General features: G+C 38.5%; 20 protein-coding genes and 1 pseudogene. All 21 read left to right on the top strand.

Features of this window, described 5'->3' with window-relative positions; genetic code table 11:
- Window positions 1-97 precede the first annotated feature (97 nt).
- The 21 genes and pseudogenes from J2S74_RS04955 (at window position 98) to J2S74_RS04855 (ending at window position 24,624) form a co-directional block, all read left to right on the top strand.
- Entirely contained in the window at window positions 98-2,476 is a 2,379-nt protein-coding gene (locus J2S74_RS04955; protein WP_307322592.1) for an FtsK/SpoIIIE family DNA translocase, read from the top strand.
- 22 nt (window positions 2,477-2,498) lie between these two features.
- Window positions 2,499-3,218: a GntR family transcriptional regulator gene (locus J2S74_RS04950; RefSeq protein WP_307322591.1), complete on the top strand. Its 720-nt coding sequence runs from the start codon at window positions 2,499-2,501 to the stop codon at window positions 3,216-3,218.
- A 222-nt stretch (window positions 3,219-3,440) separates the two neighbouring features.
- Entirely contained in the window at window positions 3,441-4,718 is a 1,278-nt protein-coding gene (gene yfmF, locus J2S74_RS04945; protein WP_307322590.1) for an EF-P 5-aminopentanol modification-associated protein YfmF, read from the top strand.
- Window positions 4,711-6,003: an EF-P 5-aminopentanol modification-associated protein YfmH gene (yfmH, locus tag J2S74_RS04940; RefSeq protein ID WP_307322589.1), complete on the top strand. Its 1,293-nt coding sequence runs from the start codon at window positions 4,711-4,713 to the stop codon at window positions 6,001-6,003. Before yfmF ends, yfmH begins: the two co-directional genes overlap by 8 nt.
- A gap of 9 nt (window positions 6,004-6,012) precedes the next feature.
- Window positions 6,013-6,747 (top strand): elongation factor P 5-aminopentanone reductase, encoded by a 735-nt coding sequence (gene ymfI / locus J2S74_RS04935; protein WP_307322588.1) that lies wholly within the window; start codon window positions 6,013-6,015, stop codon window positions 6,745-6,747.
- Window positions 6,748-6,851: 104 nt separating this feature from the next.
- Window positions 6,852-7,100 carry a DUF3243 domain-containing protein gene (locus J2S74_RS04930; RefSeq protein ID WP_307322585.1) on the top strand — a complete coding sequence of 83 codons (249 nt, stop codon included), beginning with the start codon at window positions 6,852-6,854 and terminating at the stop codon, window positions 7,098-7,100.
- 436 nt (window positions 7,101-7,536) lie between these two features.
- Window positions 7,537-8,310, top strand: coding sequence for a DUF3388 domain-containing protein (locus tag J2S74_RS04925; protein WP_307322583.1), 774 nt, complete (start codon window positions 7,537-7,539; stop codon window positions 8,308-8,310).
- Window positions 8,311-8,327: 17 nt separating this feature from the next.
- Complete coding sequence (locus J2S74_RS04920; RefSeq protein WP_307322580.1) at window positions 8,328-9,200, top strand: helix-turn-helix domain-containing protein; 873 nt, start codon at window positions 8,328-8,330, stop codon at window positions 9,198-9,200.
- Window positions 9,201-9,388: 188 nt separating this feature from the next.
- A complete protein-coding gene (gene pgsA, locus J2S74_RS04915) occupies window positions 9,389-9,961 on the top strand; it encodes a CDP-diacylglycerol--glycerol-3-phosphate 3-phosphatidyltransferase (RefSeq protein WP_307322578.1) in 573 nt (190 codons plus the stop codon).
- Between the two features lie 27 nt (window positions 9,962-9,988).
- Window positions 9,989-11,242: a competence/damage-inducible protein A gene (locus J2S74_RS04910; RefSeq protein ID WP_307322576.1), complete on the top strand. Its 1,254-nt coding sequence runs from the start codon at window positions 9,989-9,991 to the stop codon at window positions 11,240-11,242.
- Window positions 11,243-12,826, top strand: a complete 1,584-nt coding sequence (locus tag J2S74_RS04905) for a DEAD/DEAH box helicase (RefSeq protein WP_307322573.1) — start codon at window positions 11,243-11,245, stop codon at window positions 12,824-12,826.
- Between the two features lie 329 nt (window positions 12,827-13,155).
- Window positions 13,156-13,761 (top strand): annotated as a pseudogene (gene recA / locus J2S74_RS04900) (recombinase RecA); the annotation flags it as partial.
- Window positions 13,762-14,404: 643 nt separating this feature from the next.
- The gene (locus tag J2S74_RS04895; protein WP_370875964.1) at window positions 14,405-14,821 is read left to right on the top strand and encodes a recombinase RecA family protein; all 417 of its coding nucleotides are present in this window, start codon (window positions 14,405-14,407) and stop codon (window positions 14,819-14,821) included.
- A gap of 489 nt (window positions 14,822-15,310) precedes the next feature.
- Window positions 15,311-16,867, top strand: a complete 1,557-nt coding sequence (gene rny / locus J2S74_RS04890; protein WP_370875973.1) for a ribonuclease Y — start codon at window positions 15,311-15,313, stop codon at window positions 16,865-16,867.
- A 113-nt stretch (window positions 16,868-16,980) separates the two neighbouring features.
- Window positions 16,981-17,775, top strand: coding sequence for a TIGR00282 family metallophosphoesterase (locus J2S74_RS04885; protein WP_307322568.1), 795 nt, complete (start codon window positions 16,981-16,983; stop codon window positions 17,773-17,775).
- Window positions 17,776-17,947: 172 nt separating this feature from the next.
- Window positions 17,948-18,208 carry a stage V sporulation protein S gene (locus tag J2S74_RS04880; RefSeq protein WP_307322565.1) on the top strand — a complete coding sequence of 87 codons (261 nt, stop codon included), beginning with the start codon at window positions 17,948-17,950 and terminating at the stop codon, window positions 18,206-18,208.
- Window positions 18,209-18,675: 467 nt separating this feature from the next.
- Complete coding sequence (locus J2S74_RS04875) at window positions 18,676-20,418, top strand: 2-oxoacid:acceptor oxidoreductase subunit alpha (protein WP_307322562.1); 1,743 nt, start codon at window positions 18,676-18,678, stop codon at window positions 20,416-20,418.
- Window position 20,419: 1 nt separating this feature from the next.
- Complete coding sequence (locus tag J2S74_RS04870; RefSeq protein ID WP_307322559.1) at window positions 20,420-21,286, top strand: 2-oxoacid:ferredoxin oxidoreductase subunit beta; 867 nt, start codon at window positions 20,420-20,422, stop codon at window positions 21,284-21,286.
- Window positions 21,287-21,691: 405 nt separating this feature from the next.
- A complete protein-coding gene (gene tdh, locus J2S74_RS04865; protein WP_307322556.1) occupies window positions 21,692-22,735 on the top strand; it encodes an L-threonine 3-dehydrogenase in 1,044 nt (347 codons plus the stop codon).
- Between the two features lie 29 nt (window positions 22,736-22,764).
- Window positions 22,765-23,940 carry a glycine C-acetyltransferase gene (locus J2S74_RS04860; protein WP_307322555.1) on the top strand — a complete coding sequence of 392 codons (1,176 nt, stop codon included), beginning with the start codon at window positions 22,765-22,767 and terminating at the stop codon, window positions 23,938-23,940.
- Window positions 23,941-24,234: 294 nt separating this feature from the next.
- Window positions 24,235-24,624 carry a rhodanese-like domain-containing protein gene (locus tag J2S74_RS04855; RefSeq protein WP_307322553.1) on the top strand — a complete coding sequence of 130 codons (390 nt, stop codon included), beginning with the start codon at window positions 24,235-24,237 and terminating at the stop codon, window positions 24,622-24,624.
- Window positions 24,625-24,980 lie beyond the last annotated feature (356 nt).

Here is a 24,980-nt window from a genome sequence, read left to right as displayed (position 1 = left end):
TAATAAAAAAACTAAAACAAGCGTTCGTCATGGTTAGACAGCAGCCGTATTGTCGGCTGCTGCTTCCATTTGTATATATTTCGGGGTGATTAATATAATGGCAAGAAAACGTAGAAAAAAACAGGAAAAATGGAAAAAACAACTTACATATGAATTAATTGGTTTATTTTTACTTATTGTATCTTTTGTAACTTTTGCTAGGCTTGGAATTGTGGGTGAGGGGCTCGTTCACCTATTTCGCTTTTTCTTAGGGAGTCTTCATATTGTGCTAACTATTGCATTGTTTTTGTTTGCTATTTACTTAATGGTAAAACGAGAGCTTCCTTCTATTTTTACAAGAAAATTAATAGGTGTTTATTTATTGATTTTTTCCATAGCACTAATAAGTCATAGGTTCTTGTTTATTGAACTTAGTACACACGCGGAATTTATTGACCATTCAGTTATTAGGAATACGTGGCATTTGTATTGGTTACAAATGCAGGATCAAGCTATAATAGATGAAATTGGTGGAGGAATGATTGGGGCATTAGGGTATGCTTTAAGTCACTTCTTATTTTCCTCTGAAGGATCACTCGTTTTTGCTGTCGGACTTATTTTAACATCTATCGTAATAATAACGGGTAAGTCCTTTATGGATGTATTGAAAAAAGGGGGAGGCAATTCCGCATCTGTCTTAATTAGAATTAAGGATTGGCTAAAGGCACAATGGCTTGATATGGTGGGTGTTTTCAAGAAAATAAAGATTAAGCCAAAGGAAAAGTCAAAAGTGTCAAAATCCCAGCAATCATTACAGTCTAGCGAACAAAAGGTAATTGAGGATTATGACGTAGAGGAACCGATTATTTACGATTTTTCCACTAAAGCCTATGAAGATCATCATCCAAAAGGGGGAGCGGAGGTAATTGATGTGGAATCCTCTGCACTTAAAACGGTAGGGGCTAAGCCAAATAAAGAAGAGAAGCAAAAGGATGAAGATATAGAACCATCACCTGTTCATACTACTTCTTTAGTTGTGAGTGCGAAGGAGAATGAGTTTTACGAAGTACCTACGTTAGATTTACTTGCTAGTCCAACAAAAGCAAACCAATCAAGAGAGCATTCCATGCTTTCCAAAAATGCTCGCAAACTGGAAAGAACGTTGGAGAGCTTTGGTGTTAGTGCAAAGGTTACAAAGGTCCATTTAGGACCATCTGTTACAAAGTACGAGGTCTATCCAAGTGTAGGTGTTAAAGTTAGTAAAATTGTTAATTTAACAGATGATTTAGCGTTGGCGTTGGCAGCAAAGGATATTCGTATGGAGGCTCCTATTCCAGGAAAATCAGCTATTGGTATCGAAGTACCTAACCAAGAGGTGGCTCTCGTTACCTTAAGGGAAGTATTGGAGTCTCAAACGATGAAAGAGAAGGATAATAAATTAGCTATCGGCTTAGGAAGAGATATTTCCGGAGATGCGGTTATTGCGGAACTAAATAAAATGCCCCATTTATTAGTGGCAGGCGCCACTGGAAGCGGGAAAAGTGTGTGTATAAACGGAATAATCGTCAGTATTTTAATGAGAAGTAAGCCACATGAAGTGAAGTTAATGATGATCGACCCGAAAATGGTAGAGTTAAATGTGTATAATGGTGTCCCACATTTATTATCACCGGTTGTAACGGATCCTAAGAAAGCTTCACAAGCATTGAAAAAGGTTGTTAACGAAATGGAACGGAGATATGAGTTATTTGCATACTCCGGTACAAGAAATATTGAGGGATATAATGCATATATTAAACGGGAGAATGAAAAGCTTCCTGAAGAAGACGAGCATCAACCGTTACCATATATCGTTGTTATAGTGGACGAGCTTGCTGATTTAATGATGGTAGCCTCATCAGACGTAGAGGACTCCATTACAAGATTAGCTCAAATGGCACGTGCTGCTGGAATTCATTTAATAATTGCAACCCAAAGACCTTCTGTAGATGTTATAACAGGGGTTATCAAAGCAAATATTCCATCTAGAATAGCCTTTGGTGTTTCGAGTTCTACCGATTCTAGAACAATCCTTGACGGAAACGGGGCAGAGAAGCTTCTTGGCCGAGGAGATATGCTTTTTCTTCCTGTTGGAGCTAATAAGGCTACAAGAATTCAAGGGGCTTTTCTATCCGATGACGAAGTAGAGAGAGTCGTTAATCATTGTATTGAACAGCAAAAAGCTCAATATGCAGAAGAGATGATGCCGCAGGAAGGGGAAGATGTAGTTTCCACTGAGGTGGATGATGACCTGTATGATGATGCTGTACAGCTTGTTGTAGAAATGCAAACAGCATCCGTGTCCATGCTGCAGCGTCGGTTCCGAATTGGTTATACAAGGGCAGCACGATTGATAGATGAAATGGAAGTTAGGGGCATTGTAGGCCCATATGAGGGTAGTAAACCAAGAGAAGTTCTCATTACAAAAACAGAGGATCAGGAAGTTTCAAACCATTAGTTGATGCAGGAGGGAGACAAGCATGATTAAATCTGATAATCGCCCATTATATCTTCAAGTGATAGATAAACTAAAAGAGGATATAGATAACGGAGTTTATGAAGCAGGGGAAAGACTTCCTTCCGAATTTCAACTTTCTAAGCAGCTAGGTGTTAGTAGGGCAACTTTACGAGAAGCACTTCGTATGCTTGAGGATGAAAGTGTGATTATACGCCGACATGGTGTAGGTACTTTTATCAATACAAAGCCATTATTTTCTTCTGGTATTGAAGAATTATTTAGTATAACGGATATGATCCAGCGTGGAAATAAAAAACCAGGAACGATTTTTTTATCTTCCGCTTTTACACCCGCAACGGAGGATGACAAGCATAAATTTCAAAATCATGGACTTACGGAATTATTAATGATTGAGCGAGTTAGGACTGCTGATGGAGAACCCGTTGTTTATTGTTTAGATAAAATCCCGAAGGAATATTTACCTGAATATGTCTCTCACCAGCATCAATCTATTTTTGAGCAGTTAGAGGAGTCAGGAACAACCATTTCCTATGCCTTTACACAAATTGAACCACTTGGTTATCATGATACAGTCTCAGAAATATTGCAATGTGAGCCGGAAACAGCCCTTTTAGCATTAAAACAAATGCATTTTGATGAAGAAGAACGACCTATTCTATATTCCTTAAATTACTTTAGGGCTGATAAATTTAAATTTCACGTATTACGAAAACGAATCTAATGGGAAAAACACATGTCATGAAAATGGACATGTGTTTTGTTGGTTTTTAGGTCTCAATGAAACTGTTTATGTTTAGTCGATAAATAATTAATTCCATATTTTTCTTCAATTTTTGCATTTTATTACCTTTTTTCGTTAAAATCAAATTACTGACAGTTTCCTAAACATAAACTAATTAGGGAATAGGTATGATAAAGGTAGGAAATAAAGGAGGGATTATTCTTGAAAGTTGGACCATTAAATATTCATGTATTACCTTCCACAACGTATAAAACGAACACTGTGTTTTTGCACATGCGTTCCCCGTTGACGAAGGAAACAGTAACGAAACGGGCACTACTTCCTTATGTATTACAGAGTGGTACGAAGGATTATCCAACAAGAAAAGAAATAAGAAAAGAATTAGATGATTTATACGGAGCAACCTTAAATGTGGATGTATCGAAAAAAGGGGAATTTCATCTCATGTCCTTCCGAATGGAAGTGGCTAATGAGAAATTTTTATCCGATGACCGCCCCTTATTTGAAAGGGCTCTCAAGCTTTTTGCATCGGTATTGCTTTCACCAAAGGAGTCAGATGGAGCTTTTGATAAATCCATAGTGGAGGGTGAAAAACGTACATTAAAACAAAAGCTGGCATCCGTGTATGACGATAAAATGAGATATGCCAATAAACGGCTTACGGAAGAAATGTGCGAGGACGAACCATTCGGATTATTTGTATTAGGTGATTCCGATGATATTCCTTCCATTGATGAAAAAAATCTATTTGAGTACTATAAAGAAGTATTGAATTCAGATCGATTAGATTTATTCATTGTGGGAGATGTAAAGGAAGAAGAGTTAGGGCCTATTATGAATAAATATTTTAAGGAATTTTCCAGTATTGCCGAAAGAGATCAGAATACAGTTCCTGAAAATAACATCAACAAACTGGACCGAAAACCTAGAGAGGTTATTGAGGAGCAAGAGGTTCAGCAAGGTAAACTCCATATTGGGTATCGAACCAATGTAACCTATAAAGATGATGATTATTTTGCTTTACAATTATTTAATGGAGTCTTTGGGGGCTTCTCACACTCTAAACTGTTTATAAATGTTAGGGAGAAAGCAAGTCTCGCTTATTACGCTGCATCTAGAGTAGAAAGTCATAAAGGTCTACTTATCGTCATGTCTGGTATTGAAAGTAAAAAGTTTGATGATGCCACCAAGATTATTTTTGAACAAATGGAGGCCATGAAAGCTGGTGATTTCACTGAAGACGATTTAGAACAAACAAAGGCTGTGTTTAAAAACCAATTATTAGAAACGATGGACGTACCGAGGGGACGAATTGAGTTAGAGTACCATAATCAATTGTCAGATAAGAAAAGGCCAATTGAAGAATGGATCAAAGAAATCGATAATGTAAATAAAGAAGACATCGTACGGGTAGCAGGAAAAGTCCAATTAGATACTGTCTATTTCTTAAAGGGAAAGGAGGAGACCAATAATGGATAAAGTAACCTTTGATCAATTGCAGGAAACCTTATATCACGAAGAACTGCCTAATGGGTTACACGTTTATATCCTTCCAAAACAAGGGTTTAATAAAACGTTTGCCACGTTTACTACAAAGTACGGTTCCATTGATAACAACTTTATTCCATTAGGGAAAGAAGAGGCAACAAAAGTTCCCGATGGCATTGCCCATTTCTTAGAGCATAAGCTCTTTGAGGATGAAGAGGGGGATGTATTTCAGCTTTTTAGTAAGCAAGGGGCATCTGCTAATGCCTTTACAAGTTTTACAAGAACCGCTTATTTATTTTCGAGCACCATGAACATTAAACAAAATCTAAAAACCCTATTGGATTTTGTACAGAAGCCTTATTTTACAGACGAATCGGTGGAAAAGGAAAAGGGCATTATTGAACAGGAAATTCGGATGTATGATGATAATCCAGATTGGCAAAATTATTTTGGTTTAATTAGAACCATGTATGAAACGCATCCTGTAAAAATTGATATTGCCGGTACAGTAGAGTCCATCAACAAGATAACAAAGGAGATGCTGTATACATGCTACGAAACATTTTACCACCCGAGCAATATGGTATTTTTCGTTGTTGGAAATATTGATCCTGAAGAGACAATGGCTATTATTAAGGAAAATCAAGCTGGTAAGAAATTTTCAGATCAGAAGGAAATTCAACGGTTCTTTGAAACGGAGAAAAAAGAGGTTCATGAGAAAGAATTGGTCTTGCCTATGAATGTAAATACAGGTAAATGTCTTGTTGGATTCAAGGACAGCAATCCTATTCTTCAAGGGAAGGATTTACTGAAACATGAACTGTCCATTCAATTGCTACTAGAAATGATGTTTGGGCAGAGTACGGAGAATTATCAGAAATTATATGATGAAGGGCTAATTGATGATAGCTTTTCCTTTGACTACTCCGGAGAACAGGGCTTTGGATTTTCTGTTATAGGTGGAGATAGTGATAAACCTCAGCAATTAGCTGAAAGAATTAAGTCAATAGTGGATTCCTTTGAAAAAACAGACCTTGACGAAAATTTAATGGAAGGATTAAGGAAAAAGAAAATTGGCTATTTCCTACGCTCATTAAATTCACCGGAGTATATTGCTAACCAATTTACTCGGTATCGTTTCAACGATATGGATTTGTTTGATGTAATACCTGTTTTAGAAACCATAAAGAAAGAGGATTTACAAACGGCGTTTAAAGAACATTTTATAACGGAAACACAAATGAGCCGTTGCCTTGTAACTCCTAAAGGGGCGTAACAAAATTAAATGAGAGGGAAACCAGTAGCATTTTTAACAGGGGCAAGTGGGGGAATAGGCAGTGCAATTGCCACAAAGCTTGCCGCTGATGGCTATGATCTTATCCTTCACTACAATAGTGGTGAAGGGAAGGTTCAGGAGCTAAAGGAAACAATTCAAACGAAGTACGGGGTTGATTGCTCCTTATTTCAAGCTGACTTTACGGATATAAAAGTATCCATGGAAAAGGTAACTTCCTTACACGTCAAACCGGATGTTGTTGTACACAATAGTGGAACATCCAGCGTTGGGTTAATAACAGATGTAACCTATGAACAGCTACAAAAGGAAATATCTATTGGAATCACTATGCCATTTTTACTTACACAAGCCTTCCTCCCTTCTATGATAAAGGGGAGGAAGGGAAAGATAATTGTTATTTCATCCATATGGGGGTTAACTGGTGCGTCATGTGAAGTGCTTTACTCCACCGTAAAAGGAGGACTAAATACTTTTGTAAAGGCACTTGCTAAGGAAGTGGCTCCAAGTAATATTCAAGTAAATGGAGTCGCTCCTGGAGCAATCGAAACCCCTATGTTAGATCATTATGATGACGAGGAAATAGCCAATTTAACAGATGAAATACCAGCTGGCAGGTTGGGGACGCCAGAAGAGGTAGCGTCTCTTGTTTCCTTTTTAGTGTCTGATCAAAGCCAGTACATAAATGGACAAATTGTCTCCATCAATGGCGCGTGGTACTGTTAACAATATATTCACAATCTAGGGTATTATCTAATTGTTGACGATGAATAAATTTCCTTCCCAGTGAAAAACTATGTATGAATTTTAACACAAGGAGGAATTCATCAATGTCAGTATTAGATAATTGGCAACAATGGAAAGACTTTTTAGGTGATCGTTTAGAGCAAGCGAAAAGCGAAGGTATGAATGATCAAGTAATTTCTGATGTTGCTTATCAAGTCGGTGAATACTTATCTGAGCAAGTAGAACCTAAAAATGAACAAGAAAAAATACTTGCAGACCTATGGCATGTAGCTTCTGAGGAAGAACAGCATGCCATTGCGAATATGATGGTAAAGCTTGTTCAAAAAGGATAGCATGATAGAAAAAGTGTCGCCCCTGCGGCACTTTTTCTTCTTAAGCTTTTAAATAAAAGGCTGTTTTTGTAAATTTTGTTGCTTTTTTTAAATGCTTGGGAAGCGAAAGGCGGCGACTCCAGCGACGAGCGTTTACTTCACGAGTAATCTACGAGTTGTCTCGGAGCGTCATCGTTTACGATGACTCTTTGATGCAGCTCCAAAGCGAAGCTAGTAGAGGAAGAGACACAGTTTTCCCGAGGGGGCCTATCCAATCAATAATATATGCTTAAAAAATAACAATCTATACGAAAAGAGCCAAATAAATAGAAACATTAAAAGGAATTATTATTTATCATATAAATCACTTTAAATGGGGAAAAAAATCAATTATGATTAGTATAAGTTACATGAAATAGATAGAAATGGGAATATACATAAAGGAAGGGGTTGAACAATGGAGGAGAAAGAATGGTATTTAGAGTATCAAATTAATAAAAATCGGCCAGGCCTTTTAGGAGAAATAGCTTCATTACTTGGAATGCTGCGCATTAATATCGTAACCATCAACGGTGTGGAACATATGAGAAGGGGAATGTTAATAAAAAGCCAGGATGATGAGGCGATCATGCGTTTAAAATATATTTTAGAATCCATGGACGTTATTTCATTACGTAAAATACGTGAACCGAAGTTAAGGGATCGATTAGCGGTTCGCCATGGGAGATATATTGAAAGGGACGAGGATGAAAAGAAATTGTTTCGTTTCGTTCGTGACGAATTGGGATTACTCGTTGATTTTATGGCCGAGCTATTTAAAAAAGAAGGTCACCGCTTGATAGGTATTAGAGGAATGCCCAGGGTTGGGAAAACGGAATCTATTGTTGCCGCAAGTGTTTGTGCTAGTAAACGTTGGTCTTTCCTTTCTTCCACGTTATTAAGACAAACCATTCGCAGCCAGTTAGCAGATGATGAGCTTTCCGAAGACCATATTTACATCATTGACGGGATCGTTTCCACCATGCGAGCCTCCGAAAGGCACCAAATGCTCGTTGGTGAAATTATGCGATTACCAGCAACGAAAGTAGTGGAGCATCCTGATATTTTTGTGAGAGAAACGGAATATTCTTTAGATGATTTTGATTATATAATAGAGCTCAGAAGCGAAGAAGGTGAGAAAATAACCTATGAAGCGGTAGATTCAGGCTTCTCATCTTTCGATATTAGCTAAGTTGGTAGGTGTTTTCATTGTCAGAGTTAGGAATTCGGTTAAAAACCGCTAGAGAAGAAAAAGGATATTCGCTGGATGAACTTCAAAAAATCACGAAGATTCAAAAGCGTTATTTGGCAGCTATTGAGGATGGGGATTTTTCTCGATTGCCAGGGGATTTCTATGCCCGTGCCTTTGTTAAAAGCTATGCTGAAGCAGTGGGAATCCATCCAGATTTGCTTTTTGAAGAGCATAGTGATGAACTTCCCCAACCAAAGCGAGAGACAGCCACTTTACCACCAAGGGTTAACCGATCTAAACCTAAAGTGGTTAAGAAAAAATCAAAATTTGCTTCCCTTCTTCCGACTATCATAGTCGTTCTCTTCATATTATTTATAGGAATAGGACTTTGGTTCTATTATCAAGGGAATAATGATGAATCTGGTGCAGTGTCGCGAGAAGAGCAGCAAAATGACCCATCCGTCGACATTAGTGACACAGCAATTGATGACGAAGAAGTGGAGCCAGAACTCGAACCAGAGCCGGAACCAGAGCCAGAACCCGAACCAGAACCCGAACCGGAGCCCGTGCAAGTCCTGGAATTAGACCGTACAGAAGGATCCCGTTCCTACTTTATCCTTTCTAACACAAATACTTTTAATATCCGAATGGAGTTTTCTGGAGACAGTTGGGTAGAAGTGTATGATGCAGATAACAGTAGATTAGCATTTCAAATGTTTAATGATGGTAATGAGTGGCAATATGATTTTAGTGAGGAAAGCCTAGCTCATATTAAAATAGGAAATATAGCAACTACAAGTTTATTTATTAATGATGAATTGTTAGAGTTTCCTCTTGACACAACGACGCAACAAATTTTTATTCAGTATGAGCCATTAGTTAACGAATAATAGTAAAACGAACCGCTAAAAAAAACAGCGGTTCTTTTTTTAATGGTTTTAGCAAAAAATTAATGAGAATATTTTTTCTTTACAGTTTCCATTCGCATTATGTGTTGTATTTTGGTAAAATTGATAAAGCTTATGTACGGTTTTATTTTATAACTGTTTTTACATACCATGGTGTAAGGAGGATTACGGTGAACGTACCTAATCAAATTACGATTTCACGCATTTTACTAATTCCCGTTTTCATGATCTTTTTACTCATTCCATTCACGTGGGGCGATGTTCACTTATTTGGGGCAAATATCCCCATTCACCATCTTATTGCAGCAATTATTTTTATTATTGCTGCTTCCACAGATTGGTTGGATGGATATTATGCCAGAAAGTATAACCTTGTTACTAATATGGGAAAGTTTTTAGATCCATTAGCTGATAAATTATTAGTTACTGCCGCTTTTATATCCTTAGTAGGGTTGGGACTTTTTCCTGCTTGGGCAGCAATTATTATTCTAAGCCGAGAATTTGCCGTTACAGGACTACGCTTAGTAGCATCCGGCGAAGGGAATGTCATTGCAGCCAGTATTTGGGGAAAGTGGAAAACGGTAAGTCAAATAATTGCTGCTTCTGCTGTAATGTTACACAACATGATCTTTGAGTGGTTATCTATTCCGTTTGCATCCATCATGATCTATGTTGCTGTATTCTTAACGATTTTATCAGGTGTAGATTATTTTATAAAAAATAAGCATGTTTTAATTAAATGATTTGTTTAGTCGGAAGGATGTTTTACTTTGAACGGAGAAATTATTGCTGTAGGATCCGAGCTTTTGCTTGGACAAATTGTAAACTCTAATGCTAAATATTTATCAGAGCAATTATCTCACATTGGTATAAATGTTTATCATCATTCCGTTGTTGGCGATAATGAAACCAGGCTTTCTGAGGTTTTAGCAGTTGCATGTAATCGATCTGATTTAATTATCATCACTGGTGGTCTAGGTCCAACAAAGGACGATTTAACAAAGGAAACAGTAGCTAAATTTCTTGGCAGGAATTTAGTTTATGATCAGGAAACGGAAAAGCGAATTGAAGCTTACTTTAAACAGCGGGACCGTACAATGACAGAAAACAATAGGAAGCAGGCAATGATTATAGAAGGGGCACATGTCTTTCCAAATGATCATGGCCTAGCTTGTGGGATTGGTATAAAAGCTGATGTTCAGATCATCATGCTTCCAGGTCCACCGAGTGAACTTAAGCCTATGTTTGAAACATACGTAGCCCCTTATTTAGGAAAACAATTGAAGAAACAGGCCTTCATAGAGTCAAGGGTACTTCGTTTTTTTGATATTGGTGAATCACAGCTTGTTAAAGAAATAGATGATCTATTAGAAACACAATCCAACCCCACGATAGCCCCATTAGCATCAGATGGAGAAGTAACTTTACGTCTTACTGTGAATGGCGATCAAAAGGAGTTAAACCGTACATTATTAGATGAAACACAAGAAAAAATCCTCCAGCGAGTTGGAAAGTATTTTTATGGTGTTGGGGAGGAATCCCTTTTTCATAAGCTTGTTTCATTATTAAAGGAATACAATAAAACCGTTACAACAGCAGAAAGTTTAACAGGAGGGTTATTTGCTAGTGAAATAACTACTATTCCTGGTGTCAGTAATGTTTTTTCAGGAGGATATATTACGTACTCCAATAAAATGAAGATGGACCAATTGTTTGTCCCTGAGTCTTTGCTCTCTGAAGCAGGTGCTATTAGCTGTGAATGTGCAAAGGAGATGGCGAAAAATGCAAAGGCAAAGGGTAAAAGCGACTATGGAATTAGTTTTACTGGGGTCGCTGGACCTGACCCGTTAGAAGGGAAGCCCCCGGGTTTAGTTTATATTGGAATCTCCTCTGAGGAAAAAACAGAATGCTTTGAATTGAAATTAGCCGGAAGCCGCCCTAATATTCGAGGCCGCTCCGTTAAGTATGGAGCATATTATCTGTTACAATGGATTCGTAAGGAAATGGAAAAGGTGGATGAATAAATGTTGAAATTTGAAGATTTTCAAATCTCCGATGATATTAAACGTGCAATAAAGGATATGGGCTTTGAAGCACCATCGCCCATTCAAGAAAGAGTAATTCCTGAAATACTAAAAAAGCAAGATGTAATTGGACAAGCTCAAACGGGTACTGGTAAAACGGCAGCTTTTGGAATACCTCTCTTGGAGCATGTGACAGAGCAGCGCCACGTACAATCATTAATTTTAACTCCTACGAGGGAATTAGCGATCCAAGTATCTGGAGAGCTTCAAAAGCTAGCAAGGTATAAGCGGGTACAAATTCTCCCTATTTATGGTGGCCAGTCCATTGGTCATCAAATAAAAGCCCTAAAGCGTGGAGTTCAAATTGTTGTTGGTACTCCGGGACGTGTTTTGGATCATTTAAGTAGAAACACGTTGCAGCTTAGGAAAGTTCATACGTTGATTTTAGATGAAGCGGATGAAATGCTGGACATGGGCTTTATTGATGATATTGAAAAAATACTTCAGCAAGTGAATGTGGATAGGCAGACATTGCTGTTCTCAGCTACCATGCCGCCACCAATCCGAAAACTATCTAATAAATATATGAATAAACCAAAACAGGTGACTATTAGTAAAGGGGAAGTTACTGCTCCTTCTATTAATCAGGTTTATTTTAAGGTGTTGGAAAAAAATAAACTCGATTCCCTTTGCCGTGTTATTGATAGTGAAACAATTGAATTAGGAATTATCTTCTGTCGTACAAAAAAAGGTGTAGCAGAGCTGACAGAGGCTTTACAAGCAAGAGGATACATGGCAGATGGATTACATGGTGATTTAACACAATCACAACGAGATCTAGTTATGAAAAAATTCCGTGACTCTTCCATTGAGTTTCTTATCGCTACAGATGTTGCAGCCCGTGGAATTGATGTGGAAAATGTGTCTCACGTTATTAACTATGATATTCCTCAAGATCCTGAAAGCTATGTACATCGAATTGGACGTACCGGCCGTGCGGGACGAGAAGGGGTAGCTGTAACCTTAGTAACACCAAGGGAAATGAAGCATCTCCGCTCCATTGAATCGGAAATTAAGATGAATATCCCATCTCAACGACTCCCGTCCGTTGAGGAGGTAGTAGAGAAGCAACAGCACGTATGGAAGGGACAAATCATTGATCTGATTGAAAGTGAAGATGATGAGCCTGGATTGTATGATGCTTTAGTTAGCGAACTTTTAGATCAATACCCACCAGATAAGATCATTAGATCATTGTTGAAACTGGCATTCTACAGCCATGAAGACTTAAATGATGATGGTTACGATTTTGGTGAAACAGGCGCACAGCAAGGGATGACGAGGTTCTTTATCAATGTAGGACGTAATGTAGACTTAACACCAAAAATTTTAGCGGAAGAAGTTTCCCAGTTAGTTGGCATTCCAGCTAAGTCCATTGGAAAAATTGATATTTTTGATAACTTTACCTTTATGGAAGTCCCACAAGATGTGGCACCATTTGTATACGAAGGATTAAAATACTCCCGAGTAAATGGAGCCCGAATCAACCTAGAACCAGCAAAACCAAGACCTAAGCGCCGATAGAATTCGATATATCAATTAAATTACAAGCATGCATTTCCATCCCATACGGAAATGCATGCTTATTTATTTTATAAAAGTTCGGGGACCCGGTCCCCGAACTTTTTGTGAACATTGGATTTTCTTCTCGTTAAAATACAGGACTACTAAGGGGGGCTAGATAAAACTAGTCTGAATTATTCCATTTCGCAAAATGGCGAACGAACGTTTGCAAATCTATTGGCAAATAGATAGAAAAAGGGTAAGATAGATGTAGAAATGATAAGAGCCTATTTGAGGTATCTATTATTAATTCTATGAATTAAATTTTGAAAGAAAAAGGAGAGGAAAACATGTCAGATCGTAAACAAGCCCTTGACATGGCCCTGCGCCAAATTGAAAAGCAATTTGGTAAAGGATCGATCATGAAGCTAGGTGAACAAGCAGAGCAGCGAGTATCGACAGTATCCAGTGGTGCCCTTGCTTTAGATATTGCCCTAGGAGTAGGAGGGTACCCAAAAGGAAGAATCATTGAAATTTATGGTCCTGAATCATCTGGTAAAACGACAGTAGCATTACACGCAATTGCAGAAGTACAACGTAATGGTGGACAAGCAGCTTTCATAGACGCGGAGCATGCGCTCGACCCTGTTTACGCTCAGAAACTAGGCGTAAACATTGACGAGTTATTATTATCACAGCCAGACACAGGAGAGCAAGCCCTAGAGATCGCAGAGGCACTTGTTCGAAGTGGAGCTGTTGATATGATCGTAGTTGACTCGGTAGCAGCATTAGTACCAAAAGCAGAGATTGAAGGGGAAATGGGAGACAGTCACGTTGGTCTTCAAGCGCGATTGATGTCTCAAGCCCTTCGTAAACTGTCTGGTGCCATTAATAAGTCCAAAACGATCGCTGTATTTATCAACCAAATTCGTGAGAAAGTCGGAGTTATGTTTGGTGAACGGGTGCTATTTAATTTATAAGCACTTTGCCGTCTAAAAAAGAAATTTTTTAGATTATGAATGCGGGATGAAGCGGGGATGCTGAAACGCAAATCCGAACCGAAGGCTATTTGTAAAATTATAGTCAGGGGCAACGCATAGAAGGTGAACCTGTTAGTAGCAGAATATAATCCTTCCAAGAGACCGCATCATCTTAACGAGTAATGTCGCAGATGAAAAGATATGCTGAGCTGGACCAGAATGGACTGGTCGTAGTCCACTTGTTGGACATGAGGGAATATAAACCTCCAGAAACAAGGGATAAAAAACTCTTGTGATAACAATACTGAATCCAGAAACGACACCTGGTAGGATTTTTTAATTTCCTAACGATAGAAAAGGAAATTAAAGCACACTGCCGTCTAGTAGAGAAATCTTCTAGATTATGAGCGGGGAAATTCGATGAAGGCTGAGATGCTAATATCGAGCGGGCTATGATCAGTAGTCTGTGTAACGCATAGGGATTGAGCGCTATGATAGCAAAAATATCCCCACGAGGCTCCGCCGCCTTAACGGATAATGCCGAAGGTGAAAATGTATGCTGAACTTGCTCGAAAGAAAGAGTAAGAGCTATCGGATAAAAAGCCGGTAGGATAACAAATTGGGTCGTGCATTAAAATTCTATTCCTCTGTAAGACTAGAAGTACGCCGTGCTGAAACTTTAAAGCAAGGCAACGATATGGTTGGTAACAAAACAAAGATCAAAGTTGTGAAGAACAAAGTAGCTCCTCCATTTAAAGCAGCGGAAGTTGATATTATGTATGGAGAAGGGATCTCCCGTGAAGGATCTATTCTAGATATTGCGTCAGATTTGGATATCGTTCAAAAAAGTGGTGCATGGTATTCCTATAATGAAGAGCGTTTAGGCCAAGGCCGGGAAAATGCAAAGCAATTCTTAAAGGAAAATCCAGACATAACGGAAATCATTGAATCTAAAATTCGTGAATTTCATGGTTTAGATGTACCGCAAACAGTACCTGCAGAAGATGACAAAGATTTAGCACTAGATTTAAAATAATTTCATATTTAAAAAGAGTAGTTGCTCTCCTGAGTAACTACTTTTTTATAGGCTCTGTTAAACTTTGACGATGATTTCCGCTTCAGGCACTCCCTTGCCGGGGGTGTTCTGTAAATATTTCAAACTTCCAATCAATGGTTAATTCGCCCTCGGTAAATGTCGATTTAAAAAGGACGAAAAGCCCCATGGTAGAACTGTTATAGTATAGTTTTCTAACACCTATATCAGTGTTATTTAAACGGAATAATCCCCAACATATAGCACCAGATACTAAATACTTGTTTAAAGCTTAATATAGAAGTGTTACCAATGCTTGACATTAAATACTATGAAGCATACAATTAGGTAGAATACTGTATTACCTTAATCATACTCAATCTGTATTTAAACTGTGCTGGATGTGCGCTTTAATGAAAAATGACAATCAAAAACATGAAAACTGAGTTTCATCGAGAAATAGCATGAGGAGGTGAATCAGTCTTGGAAAACTTGGCCGTTCAAATCCTCATTTTGCTATTCACTGCAGTAATCGGTGTTTTAATTGGATACTTCGTTCGCAAATCCATCGCCGAAGCCAAAATCTCTAGCGCAGAGCAATTGGCAAAACAAACGATAGAAGATGCGAAGCGTGAAGCGGATGCTAGCAAGAAAGAAGCTATCCTAGAAGCAAAAGATGAAGCTCATAAGCTTCGTATGGAAGCGGAACGTGAAGTCCGTGATCGCCGCAACGAAATTCAGAAACAGGAAAACCGATTAGTTCAAAAAGAAGAAGTTTTGGATCGCAAAAGTGAAACGTTAGACAAAAAGGAAGAGTCTCTTGAAAAAAGAGAAAATGAATTGTCGAAACGTCAACAACAAATCGACGAGATGAATAGCAAAGTCGAGGAAATGTATCAACAGCAATTACAAGAATTAGAACGTATTTCAGGATTTACAAAAGATGAAGCACGTGACATCATCATGAAAACAGTTGATGAGGAATTAACACATGAAAAAGCCGTGTTAATTAAGGATGCTGTAACAAAGGCGAAAGAAGAGGCTGATAAGAAAGCGAAAGAGATCTTATCAATATCCATTCAACGATGTGCAGCGGATCATGTTGCAGAAACAACCGTATCCGTTGTTAACTTACCAAACGATGAAATGAAGGGTCGAATTATCGGTAGAGAAGGTCGAAATATTCGAGCTTTAGAAACCTTAACAGGTATCGATTTAATTATTGATGATACTCCAGAAGCAGTAATTTTATCTGGTTTTGATCCTATTCGAAGAGAAATTGCAAAAACGACTTTAGAGAAACTTGTACAGGATGGTAGAATTCACCCGGCTCGTATTGAAGAGACAGTGGACAAGTCTCGACGTGAAGTAGACGAATTAATTCGTGAATACGGAGAGCAGTCAACATTTGAAATGGGTATTCACGGGTTACACCCAGACCTTATTAAAATCCTTGGCCGTTTAAAATTCCGTACAAGCTATGGACAAAATGTTCTTAAGCATTCTATGGAAGTGGCATATCTCAGTGGTCTAATGGCAGCTGAAGTAGGGGAAGATGTTCAGTTAGCCCGTCGTGCAGGTTTGTTACATGATATTGGAAAAGCAATTGACCACGAAGTGGAAGGAAGCCACGTAGAAATAGGCGTTGAGCTTGCAACAAAATATAAAGAACATCCGGTTGTTATAAACAGTATTGCATCACATCACGGGGATACCGAAGCAACTTCCATCATTTCTACCCTTGTCGCTGCTGCAGATGCCTTATCAGCAGCAAGACCTGGTGCGAGAAGAGAAACTCTTGAAACGTATATTAAACGTCTAGAAAAGCTAGAAGAGATTTCTGAGTCTTTCGAAGGCGTAGAGAAAACATATGCTATTCAAGCAGGTCGTGAAGTTCGAATTATGGTTAAGCCTGACTTCATTACAGATGAAGATTCTTATCGATTAGCTCGTGATATTACAAAGAAAATAGAAGACGAGCTCGATTATCCTGGCCACATTAAAGTGACCGTGATTCGTGAAACAAGGGCAGTTGAGTATGCGAAATAAAGTGGCGTTTTTATGCCACTTTATTTTTATACATAATACGAAAAAAACATACAGGGTAATATAAGCAATATAAGATCTTATCGCTTTTCTTATAAAAAGGAGATATTATTAAAATGAAGGTATTATTTATTGGTGATGTTGTTGGTTCACCAGGGAGAAAGACTCTAAAAGAGTATTTACCGAAATTGAAGCAGAAATACCGTCCCGATGTGACTATTGTTAATGGTGAAAATGCTGCAGGGGGAAAGGGATTAACAGATAAGGTTTATTACGAAATTCGCGAAACCGGTGCTGACATTATAACCCTTGGAAACCATGCTTGGGACAAAAAAGAAATTTTTGATTTTATTGATAAGACAGATGAATTAGTTCGTCCCGCAAACTTTCCAGAAGGAACTCCTGGTGTAGGCTATGTAATTAAAAAGGTTGGAAGTCAGAAAATTGCAGTAATAAATGGACAAGGGCGTGCATTCATGCCTGCAATTGATTGTCCATTTAGAACTTTAGAGAATATAGTTAATGAAGTTAAAGAAAAGACCCCTATCATCTTTGTTGATTTTCACGCAGAAGCTACGAGTGAAAAACAGGCAATGGGTTGGTTTTTGGATGGAAAGGCATCAGCTGTCGTTGGTACGCATACACATGTACAAACGGCAGATGAAAGAATTTTACCTGGGGGAACTGCTTTTATCACGGATGTAGGTATGACAGGACCTTATGACGGTATTTTAGGTGTAGAAAAGGAAGCGGTTATTCACAAATTTTTAACTAGCTTACCTGTAAGATTTGAAGTAACTTCAGGTAGAGAACAGCTTAGTGGTGTATTCATAACCATTGATAATAAATCAGGATTAGCTGAAAGCATAAAACGAATCTCCATTAACGATGATCGTCCCTTTTTTGATTAATTTTATGTATTAAGAATAATTAAAGAGGTTTTGAATATATACAAAGAGAGAGTAAAACAGTGGTGCATAAAAAATGAAGCAGTAACATATCAGTAGTTTGGAAAAATATAGAGAACAACACTGCTAGATATGTCATTATATACCACCAATTCATCCTTAAGGAGGTTCTGAAGTGGAAGTATTAAAAGTTTCAGCAAAATCTAATCCTAATTCTGTTGCCGGTGCTTTGGCTGGAGTAATTCGAGAAAGAGGCGCAGCTGAGATTCAAGCAATAGGGGCAGGTGCTCTTAATCAATCGATTAAGGCCATTGCCATCGCTAGAGGATTCGTAGCACCTAGTGGTATTGATCTCATTTGTATTCCTGCATTTACGGACATTCAAATTGATGGAGATGAGCGTACAGCAATTAAATTAATTGTTGAACCTCGCTAATAAAAAATTTATTCGCCTGCTTAACATGTCATTGGGTTAAGCAGGTTTTTTGTGTTTTTAAGAGTAAAAGTGTAAAAAATTATAAAAAGGTTTTATGTAAAAAAATCGTTAGAACCTTAGTAAATCTAGCATTTTAGTAGATAAGTTATAAAACTTAACAAAATAGAATGAATATTCATGTTTAAGTAAATATGAAAGTTATGTTACAATATAAAGAGATTGTACAGATTTAGGGAGTGAAGACGCTTCTATTAATAAATCTATAATTGCGGTTTTGCTTCGTAGTCTGATTATAAACGAAGCCTGTAATACGGTGTCGATGAAAGTTGAGGTGTTTCTTGGACGTCTTCGTTTAAAGGGTATACCGAGGATCACATGTACATATTTTTTATTGAAAATGAATGTGTTCACATTCACAAGTAATGTACATCTAGTTTCATTGTCAGAATAAAAGGGGTGTAGAAAAGATGATCAAACAACTTTCATGGAAAGTTGGAGGGCAGCAAGGTGAAGGTATTGAAAGTACTGGAGAAATTTTTTCAATAACATTAAGTCGATTAGGTTACTATTTATATGGCTACCGACATTTCTCTTCAAGGATTAAAGGGGGACATACGAATAATAAAATTCGTGTAAGTACCAAACCTATGAATTCCATTTCCGATGATTTAGATATTCTTGTAGCATTTGACCAAGAAACAATAGATTTGAATCATCACGAATTAGTCTCAGGGGGGGTTATTATTGGTGACAGCAAATTTTCACCACAACTTCCAGAAGGGTGTACTGCAAATTTATTTTCCGTACCATTTACTGAGATTGCTACAGAACTAGGTACTTCTTTAATGAAAAACATGGTAGCAGTTGGAGCTTCCGCTGCACTATTAGGCGTTAAAGCAGAAGCATTCTATTCCGTTGTAGAACAAATTTTTGCTAAAAAAGGTTCATCTGTAGTAGAGAAAAATATGGATGCTATCCGTAAAGGAATGGAATATTTCCAAAGTGAGGCACAAGGTAATGTTGGGGACTTCCGATTAGAAGAAGCAGATGGTAAAAACCGTATGTTCATGATTGGAAATGATGCCATCGCTCTTGGAGCTTTAGCAGGGGGAGCACGTTTTATGCCTGCTTATCCGATTACCCCTGCTTCAGAAATCATGGAGTATTTAATTAAAAAACTTCCTGAATTCGGTGGAACAGTAATTCAAACTGAAGACGAAATTGCTGCTTGTACAATGGCAATCGGAGCAAACTATGCGGGTGTCCGTAGTTTAACTGCTTCTGCAGGCCCAGGATTATCCTTGATGATGGAAGCAATCGGTTTAAGTGGTATTACGGAAACGCCATTAGTAGTTGTAGATACTCAACGTGGTGGTCCAAGTACAGGCTTACCGACAAAACAAGAGCAATCTGATATTTTTGCCATGATCTATGGAACACATGGTGAAATTCCAAAGGTTGTTATGGCTCCATCTAGCGTAGAAGAAGCTTTCTATGATGCAGCAGAAGCTTTCAATATCGCAGAAGAATATCAAGTCCCAGTAATTTTAGTTACAGACCTAGCACTATCTCTAGGAAAACAAACGGTTGAACCTTTACAATACGATAAAGTTCAGATCCGCAGAGGTAAATTAAACGTATCAGAAGAATTACCTGAATTAGAAGGTAAAGAATATTTCAAGCGCTATGAAGTAACAGAGGATGGTATTTCAAAACGTGTTATCCCTGGTATGAAAAATGGAATTCACCACGTTACTGGTGTTGAACATAATGAACAAGGGAAACCGTCAGAAAGTCCTGAAAACCGTAAGGCACAAATGGATAAGCGTATGAAGAAGCTTGATAAGCTTACAGAAGTATTCCCGACTCCTGTCGTGAAAGATGAGCGACACGAAGAAGCGGATTTATTGATCCTTGGATTTAACTCTACAAGAGGTACTATCCAAGAGGCAATTCCTAAATTAGAGGCAGATGGCCTTAAAGTAAATCATGGCCATGTTCGTCTTCTTCACCCATTCCCTACGGAAGAAGTAGCTGAAATGGTCAAGAAGGCGAAGGAAGTAGTTGTGGTTGAAAACAACGCCACTGGACAACTAGCACAGCTGGTAAAAATGAATTTAACTTATGGAAATGTAAAATCCATATTAAAATATGATGGAAACCCATTCCTGCCATCTGAAATCTACAACCAATGCAAGGAGCTGTTCTAATATGGCAACATTCAAAGACTTTAGAAATAATGTAAAACCTAACTGGTGTCCTGGATGTGGTGATTTCTCTGTACAAGCGGCTATTCAGCGTGCAGCAGCAAATGTTGGTGTAGTACCGGAAGAATTAGCGGTTATTTCAGGGATTGGTTGTTCTGGTCGTATTTCCGGTTATATTAATTCATACGGATTCCATGGAATTCATGGTAGATCCCTTCCTATTGCACAAGGTGTAAAAATGGCAAATCGTGATTTAACTGTTATTGCATCTGGTGGAGATGGAGATGGATTTGCTATTGGAATGGGTCATACCATTCACGCTATCCGCCGTAATATCGATGTGACTTATATCGTAATGGATAACCAAATTTATGGGTTGACGAAAGGACAAACTTCTCCACGAAGTGAAATGGGCTTCAAAACAAAAAGTACACCAGGAGGATCCATTGAATCTGCTCTTGGCGTAATGGAGTTAGCCATTGCTTCTGGAGGATCCTTTATTGCTCAAAGCTTCTCCAGTGACTTAAAAGAACTTACGTCACTTATTGAGCAGGGGATCCAGCATAAAGGATTTTCATTAATTAATGTATTTAGCCCTTGTGTAACTTTCAATAAGATCAATACGTATGATTGGTTTAAGGAAAACTTAGTTTCCCTTTCTGATATTGAAGGATACAACCCTCACGATCGCTTACAAGCAATGAATACATTAATGGAAAACAATGGCCTTGTTACAGGATTAATCTATCAAAATAAAGAAAAACCTTCTTACGAATCCCTTGTACAAGGATTTAAGGAAGAACCCCTTTCTGCACAGGATCTGCAGCTAGAAGAAGAACAATTCGATAAATTAATGGCTGAATTTATGTAAGCTTCAAAATAAGGTGACTCCACGGAGTCACCTTATTTTATTTGGAAAAAATTAAAATTTTTTCTAAGAAATTTTCTAGGGGAATCAAATGTTTTTCTCCGGTGGACAGTACTGTTTACGTGTACAAATACCCGTGATAAAATGTAAATGTATAATATAATGTATCTTTTAACATAGATTGTTGTTCTTTTAATAACTCGAAGGAGTGTAAGGCGGCGACTCCAGCGGGAAAAGCAACAGCTAAAAACAGCGCAGGGCGGTTTTCCCGAGGAGGCTGAAGCGTTGCCCGCGGAAAGCGTCCGCCTGTAACGGAGTCGAGTGATAACCTAATTTAAAAGCAAGATTCATTTAGAAAACAGTCTTTATAAATTTATAATTTATCACATCAAAGGGTGGGATCTATAGATGGAAAAGAAAACAATGAAAGCCATAGTAAAGGATAAACGTGCCCCTGGAGCAACTCTAAAGGAGGTTCCTATCCCTGAAATAGGAGACCAAGAGGTGCTCATTCAAGTAAAGGCAACTTCCATTTGTGGAACAGATGTTCATATTTATGCTTGGGATGAGTGGTCCCAAAGCCGTGTAAATCCACCGTATGTTTTTGGTCATGAATTTTCCGGTATTGTTGTGAAAAAAGGGAAGTATGTGAACAATGTAGAAGTAGGGGATCATGTTTCTGCAGAAACTCATATTGTTTGTGGCCACTGCCCACAATGTTTAACAGGGCAAGCACATATTTGTGCAAACACCCAAATCATTGGTGTCGACCGAGACGGTTGTTTTGCAGAGTATGTCGCCCTCCCTGCCGAAAACATGTGGAAAAATGATCCGGAATTACCATTTGATGTAGCTAGTGTTCAAGAACCATTTGGTAACGGTGTCCATACTGTTTTAGCTGGAGATGTGGCAGGAAAATCCGTTGCAATTATCGGTTGTGGTCCAATTGGAATTATGGCTGTAGGTATTGCTAAAGCGGCAGGTGCTTCCCAAGTCATTGCTTTTGATTTAAATGAATACCGGTTGGACTTAGCTAAAAAAATGGGAGCAACAACCGTTGTAAACGCAAGTAAAGAGAATCCACTTGAGGTAGCTAAGAAACTAACAAACGGCCATGGCGTAGATGTCGTTTGTGAAATGAGTGGGCATCCAGTGGCCATGAACCAAGGTTTTAAAATGGTTACAAACGGTGGTAGAGTATCTATCCTAAGTTTACCAGTAAAGCCTGTTGAGATTGATGTAACAAATGATATAGTATTTAAGGGAATTACAGTTCAAGGAATAACAGGCCGCCGCATGTATGAAACTTGGCAGCAAGTATCAGGGTTATTGGGCTCCGGTCAAGTGGACGTAAAGCCAATAATAACTCATCATTTTCCTCTTGAAGAGTTTGAAAAAGGGTTCGACCTAATGCTACAAGGGAAATGTGGAAAAGTCGTTTTACATCCTTAAAAACATAGAAATTGAGGGAGGTTATTTGATTGAAAGGATTTGAATATCTAGAACAAGAATTGCAAGAAATGAAAGAGGAAGGTTTATTTCGTACCCTCGTTCCTCTTGAGTCTGATCAAGCTGCAAAAGTAGTGATTAACGGCAAGGAAGTGATCCAGCTTTCTTCTAATAACTACTTAGGGCTGACAAACCATCCAAGAATGAAAGAAGCAGCCATTAAAGCTGTGGAAAAATACGGTGCTGGTACAGGCTCTGTTCGTACCATTGCAGGTACTTTTTCCATGCACGAAGAATTTGAGAGAAAGCTTGCTGAGTTCAAGCACACAGAGGCAACGCTAGTACTTCAATCTGGTTTCACAGCTAACCAGGCCATTCTGTCTTCCATATTAACGAAGGACGACGTGGTGATTTCTGATGAGTTAAATCATGCATCCATTATCGATGGAATTCGTTTAACCAAGGCAGCACGTAAAATCTATAAACATGTGGACATGGAAAGCTTAGAAGCAGCATTAAAGGAATCTGCTGACTTTCGTAAGCGACTTGTCGTTACAGACGGAGTCTTCTCCATGGACGGAAATATTGCTCCGCTTCCTGAGATCGTAGAGTTATGTGAAAAATACGATGCATTAGTGATGGTAGACGATGCTCACGCTAGTGGTGTTTTAGGTCGTAACGGTCGTGGAACAGTGGATCACTTTGATCTAAATGGCCGTGTTCATATTCAAGTGGGAACGTTGAGTAAAGCCATTGGCGTACTTGGTGGATATATCTCTAGTACCCAAGCAGTTAGAGACTACTTGATCCATAAAGGACGTCCATTCCTATTTAGTACTTCTCACCCACCAGCAGTAACAGCAGCTTGTTCAGAAGCGATTGATATTTTGCTGGATGAGCCGGAACGTATTGAGAAGCTGTGGGAAAACGCAAGGTTCTTAAAAGAAGGATTGAAAGCGTTAGGATTTGAAACAGGAATTAGTGAAACACCAATTACACCTGTTGTGGTAGGTGACGGTGCAAAAGCACACGCTCTTTCTGATAAATTGCTATCCTACGGTGTGTTCGCCCAAGGAATTGCCTTCCCAACCGTTCCTAAAGGTGCTGCACGTGTTCGAACGATTGTCACTGCCGACCACACGAAAGAGCTCCTACAAGAGGCACTAGATGCCTTTGAAAAGGCAGGAAAAGAGTTAGGGATAATTTAATGGGGTTTATGAACCAATTCATTCTTTTTTGATGAGTTGGTTCTTTTTTGTTTTGCTTTTCAATCACCATCCACTGCACCAAACCCTAAGCTCAGCTCTTGTTTCGTGCACTACATACCTCCGTACCAAACATATTCATAAACGAACTAACCGTTTATAAACAAAATACAGTTAGTTTATCGGGAATTTTAAACTTTTTAAGCAGGAAAGTTTAAAAAGTATGTTGAATTAAAAAGAGTGTGACTTATTTGTGACAAAACCACAACTATAAATGACAAGAAAAGGATGATTCAAATGGCATTAACGTTTAAACAAATGCTAGCAGAAGCTAGAGAGCATGTATCTGGAGTTACTACAGCAGAAGCACGGGAAAAAATTAACAACAACCCAGAAACATTAGTCATTGACGTACAGGATGCTGCAGATGCTGGTGCATGTGGATTAATCCCAAGCAGCTTAAACATCTCCCTAGGGATGCTGCCAATTCGTGCAGACCTTGAATTACCTGAACAATTAAGGGAGCCTCAATTAGCGGACCGCAACAGACCTGTATTAGTTACTTGCGGTGCTGGGGGTCAAGCGACCCTAGGAGCGTACCTCCTAAAACAAATGGGATTCACAGACGTTGCGTACATTGAAGGCGGTACAAAAGCTTGGAAGGCAGAGGGATATGAGGTAGAATAATACCTATACCACAAAAGAAAATGAAAGATGAGGCTGGGACATAACTAAAGTGTTTAGATGAAAATACGAACAATGTATTATTGTAGCGGAGGAAATATACGTAGACTCCTGCGGGAGCAAAGGCAAAGATGAGACCACACGTGCGTAAGCACGAGGGGGCTCACCAGCCGCCCGCGGAAAGCGAAGTATATTTCCGAAGCGATTTATATGCTTCGTTCGGAATTCTCATTGATAAAACGCTTTTGTCCCAGCCTCATCTTTTTTTACAATTTATTTGTTATTACCTTAAACACCATATTTATTGTAAAAATTGGTCAAATCTCAAATGATATTGTTTGTTTTCCCATAAGGGTTTA

The sequence above is a fragment of the Evansella vedderi genome, assembly GCF_030813435.1.
GTDB lineage: Bacteria > Bacillota > Bacilli > Bacillales > Salisediminibacteriaceae > Evansella > Evansella vedderi.
Note: the sequence above shows the minus strand (reverse complement) of the source record. Positions and strands in the feature narration are given on the sequence as shown.